This is a genomic window from Alistipes onderdonkii (genome assembly GCF_025145285.1).
Classification (GTDB): Bacteria; Bacteroidota; Bacteroidia; order Bacteroidales; family Rikenellaceae; genus Alistipes; species Alistipes onderdonkii.
The window spans coordinates 931,900-952,982 of the sequence record NZ_CP102251.1; the positions used below are offsets into that span (position 1 = coordinate 931,900).

20 protein-coding genes and 2 pseudogenes are annotated in these 21,083 nt (G+C 51.9%); 9 read left to right on the forward strand and 13 right to left on the reverse strand.

Annotated elements, in window-relative coordinates; genetic code table 11:
* Positions 1–133: 133 nt before the first annotated feature.
* The 9 genes from NQ559_RS04020 to NQ559_RS04060 all read left to right on the forward strand — a co-directional run bounded on the left by NQ559_RS04020 (position 134) and on the right by NQ559_RS04060 (position 11,743).
* A complete protein-coding gene (locus NQ559_RS04020) occupies positions 134–3,472 on the forward strand; it encodes a SusC/RagA family TonB-linked outer membrane protein (RefSeq protein WP_026318649.1) in 3,339 nt (1,112 codons plus the stop codon).
* A gap of 5 nt (positions 3,473–3,477) precedes the next feature.
* Positions 3,478–5,058: a SusD/RagB family nutrient-binding outer membrane lipoprotein gene (locus tag NQ559_RS04025; RefSeq protein ID WP_015546352.1), complete on the forward strand. Its 1,581-nt coding sequence runs from the start codon at positions 3,478–3,480 to the stop codon at positions 5,056–5,058.
* Between the two features lie 9 nt (positions 5,059–5,067).
* Entirely contained in the window at positions 5,068–5,985 is a 918-nt protein-coding gene (locus tag NQ559_RS04030; protein WP_015546353.1) for a glycoside hydrolase family 18, read from the forward strand.
* Positions 5,986–5,993: 8 nt separating this feature from the next.
* Positions 5,994–7,259: a DUF1735 and LamG domain-containing protein gene (locus tag NQ559_RS04035; RefSeq protein WP_026318648.1), complete on the forward strand. Its 1,266-nt coding sequence runs from the start codon at positions 5,994–5,996 to the stop codon at positions 7,257–7,259.
* A 26-nt stretch (positions 7,260–7,285) separates the two neighbouring features.
* Complete coding sequence (locus NQ559_RS04040) at positions 7,286–8,806, forward strand: BT_3987 domain-containing protein (protein WP_248605653.1); 1,521 nt, start codon at positions 7,286–7,288, stop codon at positions 8,804–8,806.
* Between the two features lie 61 nt (positions 8,807–8,867).
* Positions 8,868–9,347: a glycoside hydrolase family 18 protein gene (locus NQ559_RS04045; RefSeq protein ID WP_229107464.1), complete on the forward strand. Its 480-nt coding sequence runs from the start codon at positions 8,868–8,870 to the stop codon at positions 9,345–9,347.
* 80 nt (positions 9,348–9,427) lie between these two features.
* Complete coding sequence (locus tag NQ559_RS04050; protein ID WP_018697368.1) at positions 9,428–9,802, forward strand: hypothetical protein; 375 nt, start codon at positions 9,428–9,430, stop codon at positions 9,800–9,802.
* A 115-nt stretch (positions 9,803–9,917) separates the two neighbouring features.
* Positions 9,918–10,838: a glycoside hydrolase family 18 protein gene (locus NQ559_RS04055; protein WP_033395435.1), complete on the forward strand. Its 921-nt coding sequence runs from the start codon at positions 9,918–9,920 to the stop codon at positions 10,836–10,838.
* Between the two features lie 233 nt (positions 10,839–11,071).
* Positions 11,072–11,743, forward strand: coding sequence for a hypothetical protein (locus tag NQ559_RS04060; RefSeq protein WP_015546359.1), 672 nt, complete (start codon positions 11,072–11,074; stop codon positions 11,741–11,743).
* A 148-nt stretch (positions 11,744–11,891) separates the two neighbouring features.
* Here the strand turns inward: NQ559_RS04060 and NQ559_RS04065 are convergent, their stop codons facing one another.
* The 13 genes and pseudogenes from NQ559_RS04065 to NQ559_RS04120 form a co-directional block, all read right to left on the reverse strand.
* Entirely contained in the window at positions 11,892–12,317 is a 426-nt protein-coding gene (locus NQ559_RS04065; protein ID WP_015546360.1) for a TraQ conjugal transfer family protein, read from the reverse strand.
* A gap of 11 nt (positions 12,318–12,328) precedes the next feature.
* Positions 12,329–12,775: pseudogene (locus NQ559_RS16060) on the reverse strand (DNA N-6-adenine-methyltransferase).
* Positions 12,776–12,791: 16 nt separating this feature from the next.
* Positions 12,792–13,682, reverse strand: coding sequence for a DNA cytosine methyltransferase (locus NQ559_RS04070; RefSeq protein ID WP_018697366.1), 891 nt, complete (start codon positions 13,680–13,682; stop codon positions 12,792–12,794).
* 6 nt (positions 13,683–13,688) lie between these two features.
* Positions 13,689–14,279, reverse strand: a complete 591-nt coding sequence (locus NQ559_RS04075; RefSeq protein WP_018697365.1) for a conjugal transfer protein TraO — start codon at positions 14,277–14,279, stop codon at positions 13,689–13,691.
* A gap of 2 nt (positions 14,280–14,281) precedes the next feature.
* Positions 14,282–15,184, reverse strand: coding sequence for a conjugative transposon protein TraN (gene traN / locus NQ559_RS04080; protein WP_026318646.1), 903 nt, complete (start codon positions 15,182–15,184; stop codon positions 14,282–14,284).
* A gap of 7 nt (positions 15,185–15,191) precedes the next feature.
* Positions 15,192–15,782 carry a conjugative transposon protein TraM gene (traM, locus tag NQ559_RS04085; protein WP_154654080.1) on the reverse strand — a complete coding sequence of 197 codons (591 nt, stop codon included), beginning with the start codon at positions 15,780–15,782 and terminating at the stop codon, positions 15,192–15,194.
* Positions 15,783–15,794: 12 nt separating this feature from the next.
* Positions 15,795–16,394, reverse strand: coding sequence for a hypothetical protein (locus tag NQ559_RS04090; RefSeq protein WP_018697362.1), 600 nt, complete (start codon positions 16,392–16,394; stop codon positions 15,795–15,797).
* A gap of 3 nt (positions 16,395–16,397) precedes the next feature.
* On the reverse strand, positions 16,398–16,628 hold the full coding sequence (locus tag NQ559_RS04095; RefSeq protein ID WP_018697361.1) for a TraL conjugative transposon family protein: 231 nt from the start codon (positions 16,626–16,628) through the stop codon (positions 16,398–16,400).
* Entirely contained in the window at positions 16,618–17,241 is a 624-nt protein-coding gene (gene traK / locus NQ559_RS04100; RefSeq protein WP_018697360.1) for a conjugative transposon protein TraK, read from the reverse strand. Before traK ends, NQ559_RS04095 begins: the two co-directional genes overlap by 11 nt.
* A gap of 15 nt (positions 17,242–17,256) precedes the next feature.
* Positions 17,257–18,255 (reverse strand): conjugative transposon protein TraJ, encoded by a 999-nt coding sequence (gene traJ, locus NQ559_RS04105; protein WP_018697359.1) that lies wholly within the window; start codon positions 18,253–18,255, stop codon positions 17,257–17,259.
* 26 nt (positions 18,256–18,281) lie between these two features.
* Positions 18,282–18,908: a DUF4141 domain-containing protein gene (locus NQ559_RS04110; RefSeq protein ID WP_018697358.1), complete on the reverse strand. Its 627-nt coding sequence runs from the start codon at positions 18,906–18,908 to the stop codon at positions 18,282–18,284.
* A gap of 2 nt (positions 18,909–18,910) precedes the next feature.
* Positions 18,911–19,312, reverse strand: coding sequence for a hypothetical protein (locus NQ559_RS04115; RefSeq protein ID WP_018697357.1), 402 nt, complete (start codon positions 19,310–19,312; stop codon positions 18,911–18,913).
* 4 nt (positions 19,313–19,316) lie between these two features.
* Positions 19,317–21,014 (reverse strand): annotated as a pseudogene (locus NQ559_RS04120) (TraG family conjugative transposon ATPase); the annotation flags it as partial.
* Between the last annotated feature and the right edge of the window lie 69 nt (positions 21,015–21,083).

Genomic DNA, 21,083 nt, shown 5'->3' on the forward strand with positions numbered 1-21,083 from the left:
AACCGACAATGCCTATGAGATAAGACTATGAATTTTCAAAGTCGCAAAAAAAGCCCGCAGGTGTAGCAACCACCCGCAGGCATAGCGGCTAATAGAATTTGAACCAATCTAACAACCACTAATCTACAAATCTATGAATAATAAATTTATTCAGCAAATTAAATGCTGGTTTACTTTTCTATTCATAATTTGCTCCACGTTCTCCGCATGGGGAGCGTATGCCCAGACCGCGAAAGTAACATTGCAGATGGACAATGTTCGCATGGAGCAGGTTATGAATGAAATAGAAAAACAGACCAGCTATTTCTTCATCGTAAACAAAGGCGTAGATATTAACAGAACCATCAGTATCAATGTCGCCGATAAACCGCTCGGCATAGCGTTACAGGCGATGGTCGCAGGAACGAAAACCGAGTACAAAATCTACCAGCAAAACATTTATCTTTCCGTATCCTCGGACAAGAAAGCCGCAAACAACGGCTCCACAAAGGTCAGCGGTGTCGTGCGCGACACCAAAGGGACACCCGTTGTCGGGGCATCGGTGGTCGTAAAGGGAACGACCATCGGCACAAGTTCCGGACTTGACGGCGCTTTCTCGCTCCAAGTCCCCGCACCTGCCCAAACCGCTGAATTGTATGTCAATTTCATCGGCTATGACCCCGTAACAGTAAAAATCGGCACACAAACCTTTTTTGCCATAACACTCAAAGAAGCAGCAGAGCAGATTGAAGACGTGGTGATCACGGCCCTGGGTATCAAACGCTCGGAAAAGGCACTGGCCTACACCGTGCAGCAAGTGAAGTCCGAAGCCGTAACAACCGTAAAATCCGCGAACTTCGTGAACAGCCTCGCAGGTAAAGTCGCCGGAGCCGTTATCAATACCAGTTCGTCCGGCGTGGGCGGTTCGGCCAAAGTCATTATGCGCGGTATGAAGTCGATTATGCAGACCTCGAACGTACTGTATGTGATTGACGGTATTCCTATGCACAACTTCACCAGCGACGGCAGCATGGAGTTCGGATCACGCGGCACAACGGAATCCATCGCCGATATGAACCCCGATGACATTGAATCTATATCCGTTATGACCGGAGCCGCAGCCGCGGCATTGTACGGTTCTGACGCCGCGAACGGCGCAATGCTCATTACCACCAAAAAAGGTAAGGCCGGAGCAACACAGATACAGGTTTCGAGTAACACGGAATTTATGAACCCGCTGCGCCTGCCGGACTTCCAGACCCGCTACGGCACGGGGCGTAAAGGCAAAGCCAGCGGTTCGACAATCCATAGCTGGGGCGCACCGCTCAACCAAGCGGCACGTTACAACTACTCGCCCGAAGATTTCCTGCAAACAGGTCACATACTGACAAACTCCGTAACACTGTCCGGGGGTACGGAGAAAAACCAAATCTATTTCTCGACCGCAGCAGTAAACTCCAAAGGACTTGTCCCCAACAACAAGTACAATCGTTATAACTTTACATTCCGCAATACGTCGCACCTGCTGAACGACCGTTTGATACTGGACGTAAGCGGAAGCTACATCATCCAGAAAGACCGCAACATGATAAACCAGGGCGTGTACTCAAACCCGCTCGTATCGGCTTATCTCTTTCCCCGCGGCGATGATTTTTCGCTCGTAAAGGCATTCGAGCGCTGGAACCCAGCACGCAAAATCTATGCACAGTTCTGGCCGCAGGGCGAGGGCGGCGACCTGCGCATGCAGAATCCCTATTGGATCGCCTACCGCAATCCTCGCGAAAACAGCCGCAAGCGCTATATATTTACGGGCGGCATTACCTATAAAATCACCGACTGGATGAATGTCGCAGGACGTATCCGCATCGATAACACCAATAGTTTATATACGGAAAAACTGTACGCAACATCGAACCCCACGCTGCTGGAGAACAGCAAAAAAGGTAAATATACCGAAACCCGCGGCGAAGAACGTCAGACCTACGGCGACGTAATGCTCAACATCAGCAAAACGTTCAAAGAGAAATTCGCGCTCGACGCACATATCGGCGCGTCGATCAAAGACAACCGCTTCGACGAACTCTCGGTATATGGCCCCATTGCCGGCGCTCCCAACATCTTCAATGTCGTGAACCTCGATAAGAGCCAGAAGAAAACGCCGAAAACCGGCTGGCACGAGCAAACGCAGTCGTTTTTCTACTCCCTGGAACTGGGCTGGAAGTCGCAACTGTTCGTAACGACGACCGGACGTAACGACTGGGCGTCGCAGCTTGCCAACTCACCCCAAAAGTCGTTTTTCTACCCCTCGGTCGGCGTATCGTGGCTGCCCAGCAGTACATTCAATTTCCCGGAGAAGTTTAACTACCTGAAAATCCGCGCTTCGTGGGCTTCGGTAGCAAACCCCTTTCCGCGGGAACTGACAATCGCCACACACCCCTACGACGACACCATTTCCGGTTGGGACGACAAATCGAACTACCCCATCGGCCAGCTTTACCCGGAGCGGACGAAAACATGGGAATTAGGATTCGACGCCCGGTTCCTCAATGGATTCACACTCACGGCATCGTGGTATCGCGCCGACACCTATAACCAGACTTTCAACCCGAATCTGTCCGCATCGTCCGGCTACTCCGACATTTATATTCAGACCGGCCACGTGCGCAATACGGGTGTCGAGGCAAGCCTGGGTTACAACCACCAATGGAAAAACTGGAATTGGAACTCGCAGTTTACTTTCTCCTGGAACAAAAACAAGATCATCGAACTTTGCAAGGAGTGGTACAACCCGATCACCGAGGAAACAATCAGCATGAATAGGCTCCAGATCAGTAAGCTGGGGCGCGCTAAATTTATTCTCAAAGAGGGCGGTTCGATGGGCGACCTTTATTCCACGACCGACCTGCGGCGCGACGACAAAGGCAACATCGAGATCGACGAGGGCGGCAACGTCGTCGTAGAGGACAACCTGCCCGACATGAAACTCGGTTCCGTATTCCCGGACTATAACCTCGCATGGCGCAACAGCGTATCGTGGAAGAACCTGAACCTCGGATTCCTCGTAACGGCACGCATCGGCGGCATCGTCAATTCACTCACGCAAGCCAACATGGACCTATTCGGCGTGTCCGAAGCAACGGCTGCCGCGCGCGATGCCGGAGGTGCTTTGGTAAACGGCCGCAGCCTGGTAAACCCGGAAACCTGGTATACGGCCATAGCGTCGCAGGGCGGAATACCCCAATATTACACCTACTCGGCAACCAACGTCCGCCTCCAGGAACTTTCACTGGGCTACACGATTCCCCGCAAATGGCTGCACAACGTATGTTCGATCACCGTATCGTTCGTAGGCCGCAACTTGTGGATGATGTATTGTAAAGCGCCGTTCGACCCCGAAGCCGTGGCATCGACAAACAATTTCTATCAGGGAATGGACTATTTCATGATGCCCTCGACACGTAACCTGGGATTCAATATTAACATTAAATTCTAACGGCTATGAACAAAATAAAGACAATAATTCGTGCCGTTGCTCTTATCGCAGTAGTAAGCGCATCGACGGGATGCCTTGACAACTTCGAAGATTACAACCGTAATCCGAACGAAGCGACAGACGACGAACTGGAACGCGACAACTACCTCGTGGGGTCGAAACTCACCAAACTGCAAAATATGGTGATCCCCTCGGAAGAACACCTATACCAATTTGTCGAAGCACTCGAAGGCGGCAGCTACGGCGGCTACGTCGAAGCGACGGTAGACAGCTGGGAAACGAAATTCTCAACGTTCAATCCCACCACCGACTGGCTCAAAGCGCCGTTTGTGGATGTCATCACCGAAACTTACCCCGCTTACCGCGGCATCATCAACAAAACCGACGACGAAGTGGCGGTAGCCCTGGCCAACGTCCTGCGCGTGGCGATTATGAACCGCCTGGCCGACGCTTACGGCTCGATACCCTACTCCAAGATCGTAGAGGACAAAAAAGAACGCCTGACCGTCCCCTATGACACGCAACAGGAAGCATATACGCAGATGTTCAAAGAACTGGACACCGCGCTGGAAGCGCTGGAGCGCAACCGGGATTTGAGTACGGAAGCCTTCGGCGAATACGACCAGGTTTACAACGGCAACCTTAAAAAGTGGATCAAATACGCCAATTCGCTTAAACTGCGTATGGCGATGCGCCTTTCCTATATCGACGAGCAGACCGCAAAGGCAAAAGCTGCGGAAGCCATCGCCGCCGGGGTCATCACCGAGAATGCCGACAATGCGAAGCTTCAGCCCGAACTCAACCGCACGACATTGCTTTGGAACAGTTGGCAGGACCACGCCATCGGAGCCGACATCCTCTGCTACATGAACGGCTACAAAGACCCGCGCCGGGCAAAGATGTTCACACAGGGAACCGTCGGAGAGGGCGATGCCGCAGTGAAAGGCTATTACGGCCTGCGCATCGGCACGACACCGGCCAACAAGTCCAAGGCCGTAACGGCATGTTCCTCGATGCTCATTACCGACACCGACCCTATTTTATGGATGAACGCAGCGGAAATCGCGTTCCTGCGCTCCGAATATGAACTACGCTGGGGAAGTGCGGTATCGGCACAGAGTTTCTACGAACAAGGCATTCGGCTTTCATTCGAGGAACGCGGCGTAGCCGGAGCAGAGGATTATATCGCCGACGAAGCGAACGTCCCCGAAGCCTACACCGACCCTCTCGGCGTTATCGAAAACAACACCGCATTACCGCAAAGCCGCATCACGATCAAATGGAAAGAAGATGCACAGTTCGAAGAAAACCTCGAACGCATCATCACCCAGAAATGGATTGCGATTTTCCCGCTCGGAAATGAAGCGTGGGCGGAATACCGGCGCACGGGCTATCCGAAACTGATGCCGGCCAAAGACAATAAATCCGGTGGAACGGTGAACTCCAAGTACGGCATGCGCAGACTTCCCTACCCATCCGAGGAATATTCCGAGAACCGCACAAATGTCGAAGCGGCGATAACTTCGCTCGGCGGCCCCGACAACGGCGGTACGCGCACATGGTGGGATTGCAAACCCTTAAATTAAACCGAAGCTATGAAACAGACTATAAAATACCTGATTCTGGCGCTGCTCATTCCCGCGGCCTATTGTTTCACGGCCTGCGACACGGACATAGAGCCGATAGACCAGCAGATCATAAAACCCGACCAGCAAGACCCGGCACAGTATGCCGCATATCTGGCAGCCCTCAAAGCGTATAAGGCAAGCGAACACTACGTCGTTTACGCAAGCCTGGCAAATGCTCCGGCCGTACCGGGTTCGGAAAAGGCATTTCTGCGCTCACTGCCCGATTCACTCGACATCGTGGCACTTGAAAACGCCGGTAACCTGACCGAATACGACATCGAGGATATACCCCAGGCGCAGGCCAAGGGCACGAAAATCCTCTATACCGTAGATTACAACACACTCGCGGAATCTACGGACGCCGCAGCGCTGGGGACATATCTCGACAAGGTGATCGAGGTCGTAAACCGGTATAAGTTCGACGGCGTAACGGTACGTTACGGCGGCGCTATGGATGCCGCAGCGACCCAAGCCGCTGCAACGATTGTCAGCAAACTGTCGTCCCTGACCGGAAAAATTCTCATGGCGGAGGGTAACCCGCTCTTTATCGCAAAGGAGAATCATAGTGCCGTAACCTATTTCGTACTCACGACTACGGATGCCGTCAATACGTTCAATATCCGCAGCCAGCTTGCATACGCGACCGATTATGCCGGCATTGCGCTCGAAAAAATCATCATCACGGCCGAGCCGGGCGGGAAACTCACGGATGAAAACCTTGTGCAGCAACCCGCAATCGCCGAAGCGGCAAAAAGCGTAATTACAATGGGGCCGTTAGCCGGGCTGGGTATTTACAACATTGGGGACGATTACTACGACGCTTACATAAATTACAAACAGACCAAGCATGCCATCGGCCTGCTGAATCCGGCAAACCCTAAATAATGCGCCTTATGAAATTGAGAAGAATATATCTGTATTTTGTATCGGCTGCCTTTATCCTGCTGGCCGGGTGTGAATCGGACTATGAAAACCGTTACCCGTTCGACAACGCAGCATATATCGACGCAGCCGAAACGTCGAGCGACAACAACGTAACTTTTAAAAAGACTGTTACGCAGCTCGACCGCGAACTCTCCGCCGTGCTGATCTCCCCGGCAAAAGAGAATATCGAGGTGACATTTGGCATCGACCCGTCGCTCGCGGCCACCTACAACGCCAAACACGACACGAAATATGCGGTACTCGATGAAAGTTACTACGAGTTCCCCGAACGGACGGCAACCGTAGAAGCCGGGAAATCCGTATCGGAACCTCTGACCATCCATTTTAAGAACCTCGACCAGCTCGATATAGATGCAACACAGTTGCTTCCGGTAACTATCGTTTCTGCGGGGGGAGGACTTTCGACCCTCTCCGGTTCCCAAACCGTCTATTATCTTGTGCGCCGTTCTTCGGCCATCACGACCGCCGCCGTACTCACCGACAACTGGATAGACGTGCCCGCGTTCGACAAAGCCGGAACCGCCGACTGCGTAAACGGATTGACAGCCGTGACCTATGAAGCCATCGTCCGCGTCCACGACTTCCACTATGCAGGTCCCACCTCGTCCTACATCGAAGAAAAGCTCTCTACGATCATGGGTGTGGAACAACACCTGCTGCTGCGTATCGGCGACACGAATTTCTATGCCGACCAGCTCCAGGTAGACGGATCGGGCGTAAGCCTGGGCAAATTCCCCGAAAAGAACAAGGGTAAACTTCTGTCGCTCGAGGAGTGGTATCATGTCGCTTTCACATACGACCTGGAAACCGGTATCGCCTGCATCTACGTAAACGGACAACTCCAAAGCCAGACGCAGGTAGCGCCGACCGTAAAGGTCATAAACCTCGGACTGCGGGCCATAGACCCCGATCCGGAAACGGACGCCCGGCAGTTCTTCATCGGGTACAGCTACGACGCTTTCCGCCAGCTCTGCGGCGATATTTCAGAGGTGCGCATATGGTCCGTCGCACGTACGCAGGCCGACATCTGGCGCGACATGTACGACGTGGAAAACCCGGCCGAGAAGCCCGAATTACGCGCTTATTGGAAATTCAACGAGGGGTCGGGAAACATCATCAAAGACTGGTCGCAGTACGGAAACGATGCCGTAGCGCATACCGATCTGAAATGGAATACCTCGGTGGAAATTCCGCAGCTCAACAAGCAAGAATAAACCGTAAATCTTGAACTATGAAAAACATGAATAAAATAACAGGTCTGCTGCGCACTTCGGCACTTTGCCTTACGCTCGCAGCGATGGCCGCGTGCGACGCCGAGGACTTTACCCGCACGGCCGGGGATATTCCCGGCAAGGACGACCTTGCAAACGTCGGCGGAGTGCTGCGCCGGGAAAAAACGCCCGATCAGATTTCGGCACTCAAACTCAGCGAAGAACAGACGACCACAGACGCCGTGTTCTACCAACTGACCCAGCCCGCAGCCGCAGACGTAACGGTTACGGTCGATGCGGACGCAACGCTTGTGGACGAATACAACAAAGACAAACAAGGTGACGCAAAACTGACGCTGTTTCCGTTGGAAAATGTGACTTTCGAAGGAGGCAAAACGCTGACGGTCAAGAGGGGAGAGAAAACCTCTCCTGCTCTTACCGTCACGTTGAGCCGCGAAGGGGTCGAAAAAGGCGCCTATCTGCTGCCCCTGCGGGCGACCGTTGCCAATAACGACATGTCCCCGTCCGAAAAAGACCAGGTAATCTACTACCGGATCCTGGTCGGGGAGATCGTACCTGAAACGCAGCTCGATGCCTATGCTTTCAAAATCGTGGGATATGTCAATACCGAGGAAATGAACCCGCTGATGGGAACCAAATTTTATGCAGAAACATTTGACCCCGATTTCAATACGATAACCCAAACGTGGATCGATATCGAAGTACTCCGCCCCGCGGCGCTAAAATTCGACAAGACGACACGGCGGGCCATGCTCGACATCGGACCGGATCTGCAATACGTCTTGAGCAACCGCGACAAATACCTCATGCCCTTGCAGAAAAGCAGTCGTAAGGTGCTTATTTGCATCACAGGCGGAAATACGGGACTTGGATTCTGCAATATGACCGACGAGCAGACCGCTGATTTTGTTTTCCAGCTTAAATATGTCGTGGAAACATATAAGTTGGACGGCGTAAACTACTTCGACATCGAAGCGTCCTACGGCAAAGACGGTATGCCCGGTGTAAATCCCGCATCCTACGCCAAACTGATAAAGGCGACAAAGGAAGCATTGGGCGACGACAAACTCGTCACCGTGGCCTGCGACGCGGAGAGCACCGACCTGCTCGCTACGGCACACGACGGCATCGAAGCCGGAAAATACATCGACTATGCCTGGTCGGGAATTTTCGATAAGGTCGTAGATGCCTATGCCGACGGCGCGGAACTCAAACCCATCGCCGGGCTGGAGCAATCCAAATACGGCGGCGCGCTGCTGAAAACGAATAATACGCAGGAAAGCGCACAACTAAACCCCATTTTAACTCCCCTTATTAAATCCCTCTACCGCGAAACCCAATCGGGGAACGTATTCGCATTCTGGGATATGCCGACAAACTCGGCAGGATACGAAGAAGGCCCCAAAAGTGCTTTCAATATAGTGGCAGACGCAGTTACCGATTGGGATTGGGAATACGACGGAATGATACTACTGATAAACGTAACCTGGGATGATCGAAATTACGGCAATTTCACTAAAGACTGGTAAAAAACACTTTAACTACAACCTATAATTCTCAAACCTCAACCTTTTAACTAAAATTTGCCTTATGAAAAAACAAATCTTATTCGCAGCCTGCACCTTGTTCGCTGCATCCGCATTGTTGATGACCTCGTGCCAGCAGGCCGAGGAACCCATCGCAAACGACCCGACCGATCAGGCCGGCCCGATGACCCGCGCGGCAACGCTCGGCAACTTCTACCGCGTTGTTTACGTCGAAGTAAACGACGTCAATCCGCTCAACGCAGGAGAATATCTCCTGTCGGACGGCACTCCGTTCTTTACGCACGTCATTCTCTTTGCATCCAACATCCGCGGCGACGCATCGGGCAATGTCCACAACTACAACAACCCGAACAACGCCGCAATCCTCGCAAATCCCGCCAAGTACATCGCGCCGCTCCAGGCAAAAGGTATCAAGGTCATCATGGGCAACCTCGGCGACCACACCGGTGCCGGATTCGCCAACCTACCGCAGCACAAATCGGTACTTACACGGATGATCTGGTTGCCTACGACAATATCGTAGACGGCTACGATTTTGACGACGAGTGGGCGGAGTACGGAACCCGCGGCTATCCCTATGCTAACAGCACTTCGTACAGCAACATGATTATCGCGCTGGCAGGCAAGACCAACAAGTCGATCAGCGTATTCGATTGGGGTAATACCGGTACGCTCTCGTCCACTGCTATCAGTCACCTCGATTGGGGCTGCCAGGGTACGCTGAACGGCTACGGGTTCAATTCGTCGTTCGCAAAAGGTCAATATCTGCCCTTGTTCGTAGACCTGACCGGCCCGCTTTCGGACAACCAGATCAAGTCCTATACGACGGCGGCCAAGAATGCCAATGCCCGCGGTGTCGCGTTCTTCAACCTGCCGATGTCGTCCTATCGCCTTTCGTCGTTTAACGCAGCAGCCCAGGCTTTCGGGGAAACCGTTTCGCACACCGGAAAGACCTACTCGAAAGACTATGGCAATTAATGTTTTACGCGAAATGAGAAGAAATAGGTTGTGATTAAAGTGTCCGCGCACCGCGAAAGTGGTGCGCGGTTTTTCATCCGAAACAAACAACAGCCATGAAAAAGACAATGATAACGTGTATGTTGTCGCAGCAGCGGCATACACATTTACATTTACAGCCTGCAATAGTGCAGAAGAACCCGTCATAGCCCAACCGGACGGACAAACTACCCCCATGACCCGCGCGGCGACAATAGAAAACTTCGCCCGGCATCTGATCGTGGAAGTCAACGATGTAAATATCCTCAATGCCGGAGAGTATTACCTTTCCAACGGCGAACCGTTCTTTACCCATGTGGTGATCTATTCGTCCAACATCCGTGGAGATGCCAACGGGAATGTTTATGCCTACAACAATCCCAATAACGCAGCTATTCTCGCCGATCCCGACAAATATATCAAACCGCTCCAGGCAAAAGGTATCAAAGTCCTGCTCGGCTATCTGGGCGACCATACCGGAGCCGGGTTCGCAAACCTCACGAATCAACAAGCAGAATCGTTCTGCAACCAGATTATCGAGGTCGGGGAGGCCGCCGGTGTGGACGGCTATTTCCTCGACGATGAATGGTCGGAATACGGAACCCGCGGCTGGCCACCGGCAAATTCAACCTCATTCAGCAATGTTATTCTGAAATTGCGAAACAAAACCGACAAAATAATTACCCTGCTGGATTGGGGAAATACCAATACGCTTTCACCCGAAGCCGTAGCATGTATCGACCTGACGCACCAAGGTTCATTGAACGGTTATTACCTATCTTCAATGTTCCCGGTATCACACTATCTTCCGTTCAGTATAGATTTAAGAGGCCCATTAAGTGATAGTGCGGTCAAAGTTCGCACGATACAATCAATGCGAGCCAATGCCGGGGGTATCGGTATTTATGATTTGCGTATGGAACCTACGCGCCTTTCAACATTCAATGCCGTAGCGTGGGCATTCGACCTGACCTGTACACATACCGGAGTAACTTACCCCAAAGATTACGGCAACTGACCGTAATTACACCCCGGAAACAATGCACGTGAAGAAAATAGGAGAAGAACGGCAAAGATAGCCGTCCTTTCTTGTTATCATTGGCTTTTAAAATCACTCTGACACATTTTTATATTATTCGAGCCATGCACGAAAAAAATTCAGTCCTCAAACATATCACAGGTATTTGAAATTCAACAAATAAAAGCTATATTTGTTATACTGCTTTCTCTTTTTCATAAAACTTGTAACGTATGAATCTCAAAAGAAAATATGTGTTCGTGTACTTCAATAGAATTGAACTATGCAGCACACCGGAACAAGCTATCTATTTCATCAATTCCCTTATAAATCCGAGAAGTGCGAAACAACTGAAATGCAGCGAAACAGCAGAGTGTCGGATATACGCTATTTTCTTTGGCGAAATCGTGGGAAACGAAGCCGGAACCGTCGATTATTTCATTTATAAAACCAAAAAATATTCGGGATTGAACATGCTCCAAACAACGGGCACAGGTTCAACGCACATAAACTATTACCCGGCATTGGCCGACACTCTGGAAGAACACAACCGGCTTTATCAGACACAACTCGAAAAAATAAATCTGGAACGATTCGAACAGAATAAGGAATTAGTAAACAAGCGTCGGCAGGAGTTATCCGAAATCCGGGAGGGAATATATGCTGTACGATATTATTTCTATTTGACAGTATACACGAATGAACGCGGCACGATCAAAGGAATAGAATTGTATAAGGGAAACTTTTTTGCCAAAAGTGGCTACGATGCTTATGAAAAAATGGTGGAATATCTTACTAATAAATATAAATACAATCCTCGTGTAGCCCACCTCCGGCTACCCCGTGCCGAATGTGGTGATTTTCAATTTGAATATATTAAATACCACCTCGATTATGCGCTATGACAAATCAACGGCAATATTCAAAGGGCAACAAACGAATAAAGAGGGCTTTAAACAACATGAGCCCGGTGCAGTACCGAACTCATGCTATCTAAATTAATATTAATCCGGCCAATCTTTGGGGTGCACTTCATACCGGCCGCCTTTTCCCTTATATTTCACTTTCAAATTCGATCTGCAATTCTCGTGTCTGGCCGAAGTTATCCATGACGATGAATTTCAGCGTTGAATTTTTGTCCGACAGGCTCCGGTAATAGAGCGTGAAAACCCCGTCCTGCAGGTCGGATATTTCCTGCAAGGCACAGAACTCCCGATTTATAAGCCGTGAGTTTCCGGTATCATACACCACGCCGTCACCTTCGATCTGAACATAGCCGATTGAGAACTCCGCATCGGCATAATACCCCTCACGGGTCAGATAGAACCGTATTTCGACGGGTTGGCCCGGTTTGATCGTTTTTTGAAGATACCAGGTCGTTATACCGAAATCATAGGCTTGCTGCACGTCGATCTTATCGTTACACGAGAACAGCGACAGCAGCGCGGCAAAAATGCCGCAGATTTTTATTTTTCGCATAACTGTTCATTTTATTTATTATATCCCTTGAAAACTACTACCATGCTCGGAAACGGTGCGGGATTATTCTGACCTCCGAATTTCAGACGGCCCTTAATAAACCGTATTTCTGTTGCCTGGTGGTAAATAAAATCGTGAAAATAGCGCGTATCCGTGCGGGCCGGAATCAGCATTACGACAATTGTTCCCGGTTGTTTCGCTTCCTGCCAGCACTTGATAACCCACGCCGCGATATTACGACCGTAAGGAGGATTACAAAACACCGTTTCGCCCTTTCAGCTCTGTAATAATCCGTTTGTCCGCTCTGTATAGTATTTCTTGCACTTTGCATTTTCAGGACTTGCACAAGGATCAAGTGTGAAGTGAAATTCCGCGTCGAGCGCATTGAAAAAATCCATAGGCGTAGCCCAGTCCATCCGAACGGATGAAAACATTGTTTTTCTTGTTGCTTCTTTCATAAATTGAGATAATAAATTACAACAATGTCGTTTGTTTGATTCTCGCAGCCACCCTTTCTACAATAGGCGGGCTGACAGCATTTCCCAGCAACGAATACCGCTGCGTGCGGGAAATCTCCCGCACCTCTCCGTCATAGACGCCATAGCGCGTAAAACCGTCCGGAAAGCCCTGTAACCGCTCGCACTCCGTTTCGGTCAGCAGCCGCAACTGTCCCTCGTGGATCGCCCGGAGCTTGCCGTCGAATTGTTCTCCCCGTTGGAGCTGCAATACGTAGGTAACCCAATTCGCAGTCCGGCCATAGGTTTTTATAAGCGTACCACAACAATCTTTGCTTTCCCTGTTGTTTCCAGATTCCTTTTCAGGCGAGAAAACACTTTCGCAGACAGGAAATACTTTGTCCCGGCATTTTTCTGCAAGACGCCCGACAAGGTAGATTCTCTCTCGATTTTGGGGTAATACCCATGCAGTATTAAGCAGTTGCCATTCGATCTGATAAAGCCCAATGTCGGCAAAGGCCTTGACGATTGCCCAAAAATCCCGGCAATGTCGTTCGAAGAGGACGCCCTTAACATTTTCCCAGATAAAAATGTCAGGTCTAAAGTAGTCAATGGCCTCAATCGCGTACCGTATGAGTGAACTTTCTGCTCCCTGCAGTCCAAGGCCGTTTCCAGCAGCGCTGAAATTCTGGCAAGGCGATCCGAAAGTGATAATATCGGGACGTTCAATGGAAGCTCTTGTAATATCGCAGACTGATCCGACGTGTTGTGCATTTGGAAAATTGTGTTTGAAGTTAGCAATGGCATGACGGTCTATCTCCGAAAAATAGACCTTATCAAAGGTAAATCCCGCTTGATGAAGCCCCAGCGAGAAACCCCCGATGCCTGAAAATAATTCCAGTAAATTCATGCGCGGTTAATTGATGATGAATTTGAACCCGAACCCGAACTGCGTGTGAAAGGTCCCGACCGTGGACCCGGCCAAAGCCCGTTCCCGGACGCTCACCAAGAACACGACCTTATCGCACAGATAGGTTTCGACTTCGGCCGTAAGCGCCCCGCCGTACAGGAAACAATCGGCATCCCGGAGCCGCGCCCCGTCATGCAGCAGTTTGTTGCCCCAATTCGAAGATTCGTACCCGGTCAGCGCCGAGAACCCCACCGACAGCACGACGTTTCGGCCCCGGTCTGCTGCAAGCGGAACAAAATATCCGGCTTCGCCCGTGAACTGCGCTTTAGGCACGACTTCGCCCCGGTAGGTGTAATCCTTTTGCAGATATTCCAGCCCCACGAGCCAGCGCGTCGAATTGCGGTTATATCTGGAGAACGCCACACTACCGTAGAAGTTGGCCCGCCGTCCGGCTTTCACGAACGAAAAACCGTCCACCCAGCCCGCCGTGATCTGAATTCCCTTTTGTTTGGGAAGCCCCCGCTGCGCGTGTACCTCGCCGGGCCACAGCCCGGAAAGGCACACCGCCGCGAATGCTATGATGACGTACTTTCGCATGGCTACCGGGTTTTCAGATCGTTAATGAGTTTCGCTCCGACCAGTTCCCCATTAGCGATGTTGAACGACTGATGCCGTCCGCCGCCCTTTTCGAAGATTTCGACCGTCAGCACCTTGTCGTCCGGGAGTGTCATTTTCGGGAACACGAACACGTTGCGAACGGTCGCTTTTCCGTCCACGGTGTTCTGCTGGCTGAACACCCGCACCGGATTCACATAGGTTTCCTGAACAGCGGTTCGTTTGGCGACTTTCTTATCCACGACCTTGAAACGGATGAAATCTATGTCGTAGGACACATTCGACATGTTGCGCACGGCGATATGGAAATACATGAGGTCCTTATGAATGTAGACCCCTTTCAGGAGGGTTTGAATCCCGAACTGCTTGGAGCCGACGGACTTGATGTCCGAAGCGTTTTTCTTGTAGATCGAATACATGATGCGGTTTACCAGCACGGGCGTTTCGCCGCCCAGCTCCGAGAGCCGCACGAACAGTCGGTCGTTGGCATACTCCGCCGTGGGGTTCTTGCGCAGCCAGTCGTCCATTTCCACGGATAGCTGGCCCGGCTCGTCGGCGTAGGTTACATTGAACGTGTAGAAACACCCGTCGGCGGTTATGACCGAGAAATTCGTTTCGCCCGTAAATCCGGCGACGGCGGATTTGATGCGCACGACATTCTCCGCACCGCTGGCACGGCCCGCAATGATGTCGTTGCTGCCCAAATCGACATACTGCACAGCCGCCGGAAACAGGACATGCACGGTTTTGTTATACGTTACTTCGATGTCGTAAGGTGCGACGATCTGGCTGGAGCGGAATGCTTTTGATTCGGTGCTTACACTTTGTGCGAAGCTGCCAAGCGACAGGCCCACGGCTGCCGCGAATGTCATAATAAGATTTTTCATGTTTGCTTTACTCTTTTGAAATTAATAATAACTGATAACCTGCTTTGAGGTTGATTTTTACTTCCCGCATCTTTGCGTTCAGGTATTGGCTGCCCGCAGACATTGCACCCCGCACAAGGTCCATTGCGGCCTGCTGCCCGGCGTTGTGCGTAACCGATATGCTCGATATGCCCGACGAACCGACGCTTGCCACGGCTTCTTTGGCCGCTTCGCGCTCTAACGAGTTCGGGATATTAAGCCCCGGTTGTCCGTCCGTGTCGTGCGCCGTGAGTTGTACGGGGATGATGCTGCCCCCGCTTTCGATGCTTTTCACGGTGATAGAAAGCCGCTGCCCCTCGATGGCCGCCACGCCGAACACGACCGTATTGGTCGGCAGGACATAACGTGCAACCTGCATCGGCTCCAGCAGCCGCAGCCGGACAACGGCCCCCGCCGTTATGACCTGATCGGCGTCGATAGCCGCGCGAATCGCATTGCGGTTCTCCGCGACACCCTCCCCGACGGCGGTGTTGAATCCGTAATTACGGGGCTTGCCGTATTGCGCCATGAACGCCGAATCGCTAACAGGCTGCGACAACCCCGACACGGGGTTTTCCACCGTGCGGTGCGCTCATGCCGCGCGGTCTTTCGACTTCTCGGAGGTTGCGCCCGGTTGCGGTTGCGCCTGCGGCTGGCCGCCCAGATACTTGGACGCAAGGGCGTAGCTGCGTTCCATGTAGTCCAGCGGGTCGGGCTTTTCGCGCGACTGTTCCAGTTCGGCGGAGAGTTCCGCGACCTGCTTTTTCAGCGCCGCGATCTGCGGGTCGGTGCGGGGCGTGGCATAAAACGAGTTCATTTCCCGCGTCAGGTCCCGGTAGGTGTTGCGCGACTGCGCAATCTGGTCGGGCTGGGCCTGCTCGCGCTTCGGGGCCTGCACCGTGTCGCCCGACAGCGAGAAAGTACTTTCGGCCAGCGTCCGCACACGGGCGTCGTGCTGTTCGTTCATCTGCTCGCGCTCCATTGCTTTCTGCTTGTTGCCCTCGATATTCTGTGTCCGGCCGTCCGGGATGTTGAAATTCAACCCGCCGACCGTGGCGGGGGCTTGCTCCCCGCTGCCGCCGAAGATCAGGTACAGGCACAGCACGAACGGCAGGCACAGCAGCGCAATGACGAGATATTTGTTTTTCTGCGGGGCGGATTGTCCGCCCGGATTCTTGGTCTTACCTAACATAGTTTACGGTTTTAATGGTACTGATACTTCGATGTGTTGTGCAGGCAGCGGTTCGGAGTGCCCCGAAAGGCTGCTGACGATCATCCATATATCCACGGCTGCGAACAGCAGCAGCGCGGTAAGGACGATATACAACCGCTGGCGCGGGGTGCGTTGCTCCAGATAGTTCTTCAAACGCCCCAACGCCCGATCTTTCACCTCGCACAGAGGTTTGAGAATGTGCTTACCTTTCATAGCGATTCAGGTCTTTGTTTTCCAATACCGTGAACCGTTCGATGATGAAGCCCTGCGGGTTGTTGTCCGAACGAACGGTGTTGATAAGCTGGCAGGAGGTGACAAGGCTGCGCTCGGTGATATAGCTTTCGCGGATGATCTGCTGCCGGGCATAGGTTCGAAGTTCATAGGGATAGTCGTTGAAGTTCCCGGCGATGCTGTCTACCACAATGCGCTGGCTGACGTTGCCCGCGATCAGGCGGTTGAAGAACCCCTTTTCCGAGAGGTCCCGGTAGTACGCAATCGCCGACTTGTCGGCCAGCATCATGGCACGGTTGACGTTGCTTTCGATGGCCGCCTTATCCGGGGCGAGCGTGAAGAACAGTTCGTGAAACCGTTTGACATGTTCCCGCGCTTCGACGGGGCGGTTCTGCCAAAGGTCCTGCGACAGGGCCAGCATCAGGCTTTTGCCGTTGTCCAGCACGTAAATCTTCTGACGCTGCTTTTCGGCGTAGCTGTACGACCTCCATACGGCGACGACCGTAATCAGGGCACACAACCCTAGAAACGCCATCGAATAACGACGTAACTGCTGGTAGGCTGTTTCGATGTTTTTTAATGCTTTAAATTCCATGTTTTACAAGTGTTATTATTTCATCAGGCCCCCGGACACATTGCCCGTGGCGGCTCCGGCAGCTCCGGCGGCGACGTTTGTAGCTCCGCCGAAAACACCCGTAACCTTTTTGTTGTAGGCCCTGGTCCCTGCGGACTGCACAATCCAGCTTGCAACGGTCGGAATCGTGAAATAGCCGATAATCGAGATAAGCAGGAAAATCAGGTAGACCGAGTTCGCAGAATCCGGCAGAAACGAGTGATCGCCGATCAATTCGATGTCCCGATCCAGCGACAAAACCTGAATCTTCGCAAGCATGGCGCTGAACAGGTCGGCGATAGGCAACCAAAGATAGACCGAGATATAGCGCGAAAACCAATAGGTCAAGGTCGATTGAAACCCGTCGTAGATGCTGATTGCAAAAGCAATCGGCCCCAGAATCGTAAGGATCACCAGATAGAATGTCCGCAGGGTGTCGATCACCAACGCCGCAGCCCCGAACAGGATTTCCAGCAGCCACCGGAATAATTGAAGTACCCAATATTTCGTACTGAAAATATGCGTTACCTCATACAGCGCATCCATGACACTTTGCGTCGGAACATCCAGCCCCAGCGCCCGCAATTCCGCATCATAATCCTCATTCGGGTCTATTACGCCGTATGTCTTGCGGCGTACAGCTTCCTCCCATTCCAAACGGTCTTTCTTCTTTTGAAGTTCTTTCATATCCAGCAGTTGATCTTTCAGGATATGATTTGTGCCAACGACCAGCGGTTTTAAAATTCCGTTGATCGAATTGATAACGATGGGCCGGAAAGAGATAATGCACAAGCCGATAACGAACGGCCGCAACAGACTGAATACGTCGATGGCTTCGGCCCGCGCAAGGGCCTGCCAGACCCGGTAGCTGATATACAGCAGCGCCCCCAATCCGGCGACGGCCGTAGCGAACGTGGCAATATCGTCCGTTAGGGGCGTCATCTGATCGTAGAGGTTGCGAAGAATTTTGTGCAGGCTGGTGAAATGAATATCCATCCCGTCAGATAAAGGCATTACCATAGCTACCAATATTTTTCGTCCGGCGAACCGTATAAATCCAACACCCGCTGCGTGTCGTTTTTCCGCTGCGAACGCAGGTACGAAACGGAGATGTTTTTGCGCGTGTAGTAGACCATCAGATCGCGCGTGTGCGTGAGTTCGCCGTGCGCTTGGTCGATACGGTCCAGCCGTTCCTTATCGGTCATGGAGTAATCCGTCGGATTGACGATTTCTTTCAGGTCTTTCAGGGAGTTCATGCCCCTTTCCAGAAGTTTATTATACCCCGCGGCAATGGCCGAAAGTTCCGCGGACGAAAAATTATCGTCCGTGAGCATTTTGTCGTAACTTGTTACGTAGATGTCCGAGAGTTCCCCGACCAATAGAATGGACTGCTGAACCTTACGGGCGTCCCGGACAAGGTGCGTGACATTGCGCAGGCGGTCGTAATACTCCTTGCCCTGACGGTAGATTTTCATGGTTTCCTTGAAGTTGCCGATCATATTCTCCGCCGTGGTCGAAGTCTGCACCAGCTCCGTAACGGAATTGACAATGCTTTGTGTAATGTTGGCCGCATCCGTCACCGGAATCTGCGCCCGCGCCACTCCCGACAGGAGCAGTGCGGAGAGAAAGGATAAAAGGATTCTGCGCATGGCTATCCGAAAATTTGATCGTCCCGCAGGAATGTCCCGTAGCCGGGAAACGTAATGCTGTCATGCAGCGGGTTCGTGGTGATCGTATGCTCCACACCGTCGTAACAGGCTTTCAGCATGTCGCCGTCCACGCGGACAAAGACCCGCAGCAGGCGCGTCCGCTTGCGGTTCAACGGCGGGGCGTAAATTGCCGCATTGAATCCCTCCGGCAGCTTGGAGATAATAAGTCCCCGGTTAAGGTCCGGGGTCGTCCAACCGCCGCAGATGTAATCCCTGCGGATTTCCGCACGGCTCACCCGCACGTCGTCGGCGACGGCGGCAAGGCTTTCGGCAGCATGGCGAAGCGTCGCCGAAAGATGTTCTATGGCCGATTCGATTGCTCTTTTTTTCTTACTCTTAAACATAATTTTAATTTTTAGGTTCGTGTTTTTCTTTGTTTTCGGCGAGTTGTTTGATCGCCAGTTCGATGTCCCCGTCCAGCTTGTCGGTGAGCGTGAACAATTCCATTTTCTCCCTTTCTTCCGTGGTGTAGGTGTAGTACTCGGCCGCGCTGACCTCCGTAGCGTAGACCGCAGACTGAACGCCGCCCATTCCTATCCAGACCTCCTTATACTTGCGCTTCGGGTCGTTCGCAAGGTTGATAGACAAGATTTGCGATTTCTCCTTATCGGTCAGCCCCAGCAGGTTTTGGATTGCGTCGAACTTATTCATGTACTTGCGCATGTCCAGCAGGATTTTCGTGTCGGAGTTGTTGATGATCGCCTCCTTTACAATCGGCGAGGAAACAATATCGTCGATCTCTTGTGTTACGACGAGGATTTCGCCGAAAAATTTGCGAATCGTTTTGAATAAATACTTGATGTACTGGCTCATAGATGCGCTTGTCAGGGCTTTCCAACATTCTTCGATCACGATCAGTTTGCGAACGCCTTGCAGCCGTCGCATTTTGGAAATAAAACACTCCATGATAATCAGCGTCGTAACGGGCAACAGTATCGGGTGGTCCTTGATATTGTCCAGTTCGAACACGATAAAGCGTTTGTTCAGCAGGTCGATGTTCTGTTCCGAGTTGAGCAGGTAATCGTATTCGCCGCCCTTATAGTAGGGTTCCAGGACGTTCAGGAAATTCTCGATGTCGAAATCCTTTTCCCGAACCCGCTTGCGTTCGAGCAATCCGCGATACTCCTTGTCGATAAATTCATAGAACGTGTCGAACGACGGGCGCAGGTCGTCACGGTTCTGAATTTGCTGAATATACAGGCTCACAGCGTTCGACAGCGCGACTTCCTCGGAGCGGCGCGGGGGTTCGTTGTCCCGTTTCCACAGGGTAAGAATCAGCGTCTTGATACTTTCGCGCTTCTCAACGTCGTAGATATTATCGTCGCTGAAAAACGGGTTGAAACTGATCGGATTGTCCTCGGTATAGGTAAAATAAATTCCGTCCTGACCGCCCGTGCGATGGTTGATTAATGCACACAGCCCTTTGTAGCTGTTTCCCACATCGACCAGGACAACGTGTGTGCCCTGTTCGTAGTACTGACGAACCAAGTGATTGACAAAGAAAGATTTGCCACCTCCCGATCCTGAAATGACGATACGATTCCTGTTGCAGATTACACCCCGTTTCATCGGCTCGTCGGATATGTCCAGATGCAGGGGTTTACCCGTAATCCGGTCCACCATTTTTATTCCGAACGGCGACGGCGAATCCCGGTAATTCGTTTCCTCCACGAAAAAGCACAGGGCTTGTTCCAGGTAGGTATAGAAACTTTCCTCTGCCGGGAAGTCGCTTTCATTGCCGGGAATACCCGCCCAGAACAGCGCCGGAACATCGACCGTGTTATGCCGCGGCTTACACTCCATCGTCGCAAGCTGCGACCCCACATCTGCCTTAATGCGTTTCAACTGCTCCGCATCGTCCGACCACGCCAAGACATTACAATGACACCGCACGGGCGTAAGACCCCGGCTATGTCCCTCGTTCAAAAACTGATCGAGCCATTCCTTGTTGATCTGATTGGCGCGGCTATACCGCGAGAGCGATTGCAGGTTCCGGGTACGTTTCTCGAACTGCTGGAATGTTTCGGCAGGATTGTCCAGAAAAATGTCGAGTAGGTCGGGAGCATTACTGCTCCCTTCCCCTCTAAGAACCGTACGTGATACTTTCGCATCATA

Bases quoted from the DNA above. Each gene is read 5' to 3' on its own strand.
- NQ559_RS04095 (WP_018697361.1), bottom strand. From the start codon at position 16,628: ATGAAAGGTAAGCACATTCTCAAACCTCTGTGCGAGGTGAAAGATCGG.
- NQ559_RS04075 (WP_018697365.1), bottom strand. From the start codon at position 14,279: ATGCGAAAGTACGTCATCATAGCATTCGCGGCGGTGTGCCTTTCCGGG.
- NQ559_RS04110 (WP_018697358.1), bottom strand. From the start codon at position 18,908: ATGCGCAGAATCCTTTTATCCTTTCTCTCCGCACTGCTCCTGTCGGGA.
- traN (WP_026318646.1), bottom strand. From the start codon at position 15,184: ATGAAAAATCTTATTATGACATTCGCGGCAGCCGTGGGCCTGTCGCTT.
- NQ559_RS04115 (WP_018697357.1), bottom strand. From the start codon at position 19,312: ATGTTTAAGAGTAAGAAAAAAAGAGCAATCGAATCGGCCATAGAACAT.
- traK (WP_018697360.1), bottom strand. From the start codon at position 17,241: ATGGAATTTAAAGCATTAAAAAACATCGAAACAGCCTACCAGCAGTTA.
- NQ559_RS04045 (WP_229107464.1), top strand. From the start codon at position 8,868: ATGAAAAAACAAATCTTATTCGCAGCCTGCACCTTGTTCGCTGCATCC.
- NQ559_RS04035 (WP_026318648.1), top strand. From the start codon at position 5,994: ATGAAATTGAGAAGAATATATCTGTATTTTGTATCGGCTGCCTTTATC.
- NQ559_RS04025 (WP_015546352.1), top strand. From the start codon at position 3,478: ATGAACAAAATAAAGACAATAATTCGTGCCGTTGCTCTTATCGCAGTA.
- NQ559_RS04060 (WP_015546359.1), top strand. From the start codon at position 11,072: ATGAATCTCAAAAGAAAATATGTGTTCGTGTACTTCAATAGAATTGAA.
- NQ559_RS04090 (WP_018697362.1), bottom strand. From the start codon at position 16,394: ATGTTAGGTAAGACCAAGAATCCGGGCGGACAATCCGCCCCGCAGAAA.
- NQ559_RS04065 (WP_015546360.1), bottom strand. From the start codon at position 12,317: ATGCGAAAAATAAAAATCTGCGGCATTTTTGCCGCGCTGCTGTCGCTG.
- NQ559_RS04070 (WP_018697366.1), bottom strand. From the start codon at position 13,682: ATGAATTTACTGGAATTATTTTCAGGCATCGGGGGTTTCTCGCTGGGG.
- NQ559_RS04040 (WP_248605653.1), top strand. From the start codon at position 7,286: ATGAATAAAATAACAGGTCTGCTGCGCACTTCGGCACTTTGCCTTACG.
- traJ (WP_018697359.1), bottom strand. From the start codon at position 18,255: ATGGATATTCATTTCACCAGCCTGCACAAAATTCTTCGCAACCTCTAC.
- NQ559_RS04020 (WP_026318649.1), top strand. From the start codon at position 134: ATGAATAATAAATTTATTCAGCAAATTAAATGCTGGTTTACTTTTCTA.
- NQ559_RS04030 (WP_015546353.1), top strand. From the start codon at position 5,068: ATGAAACAGACTATAAAATACCTGATTCTGGCGCTGCTCATTCCCGCG.
- NQ559_RS04050 (WP_018697368.1), top strand. From the start codon at position 9,428: ATGATTATCGCGCTGGCAGGCAAGACCAACAAGTCGATCAGCGTATTC.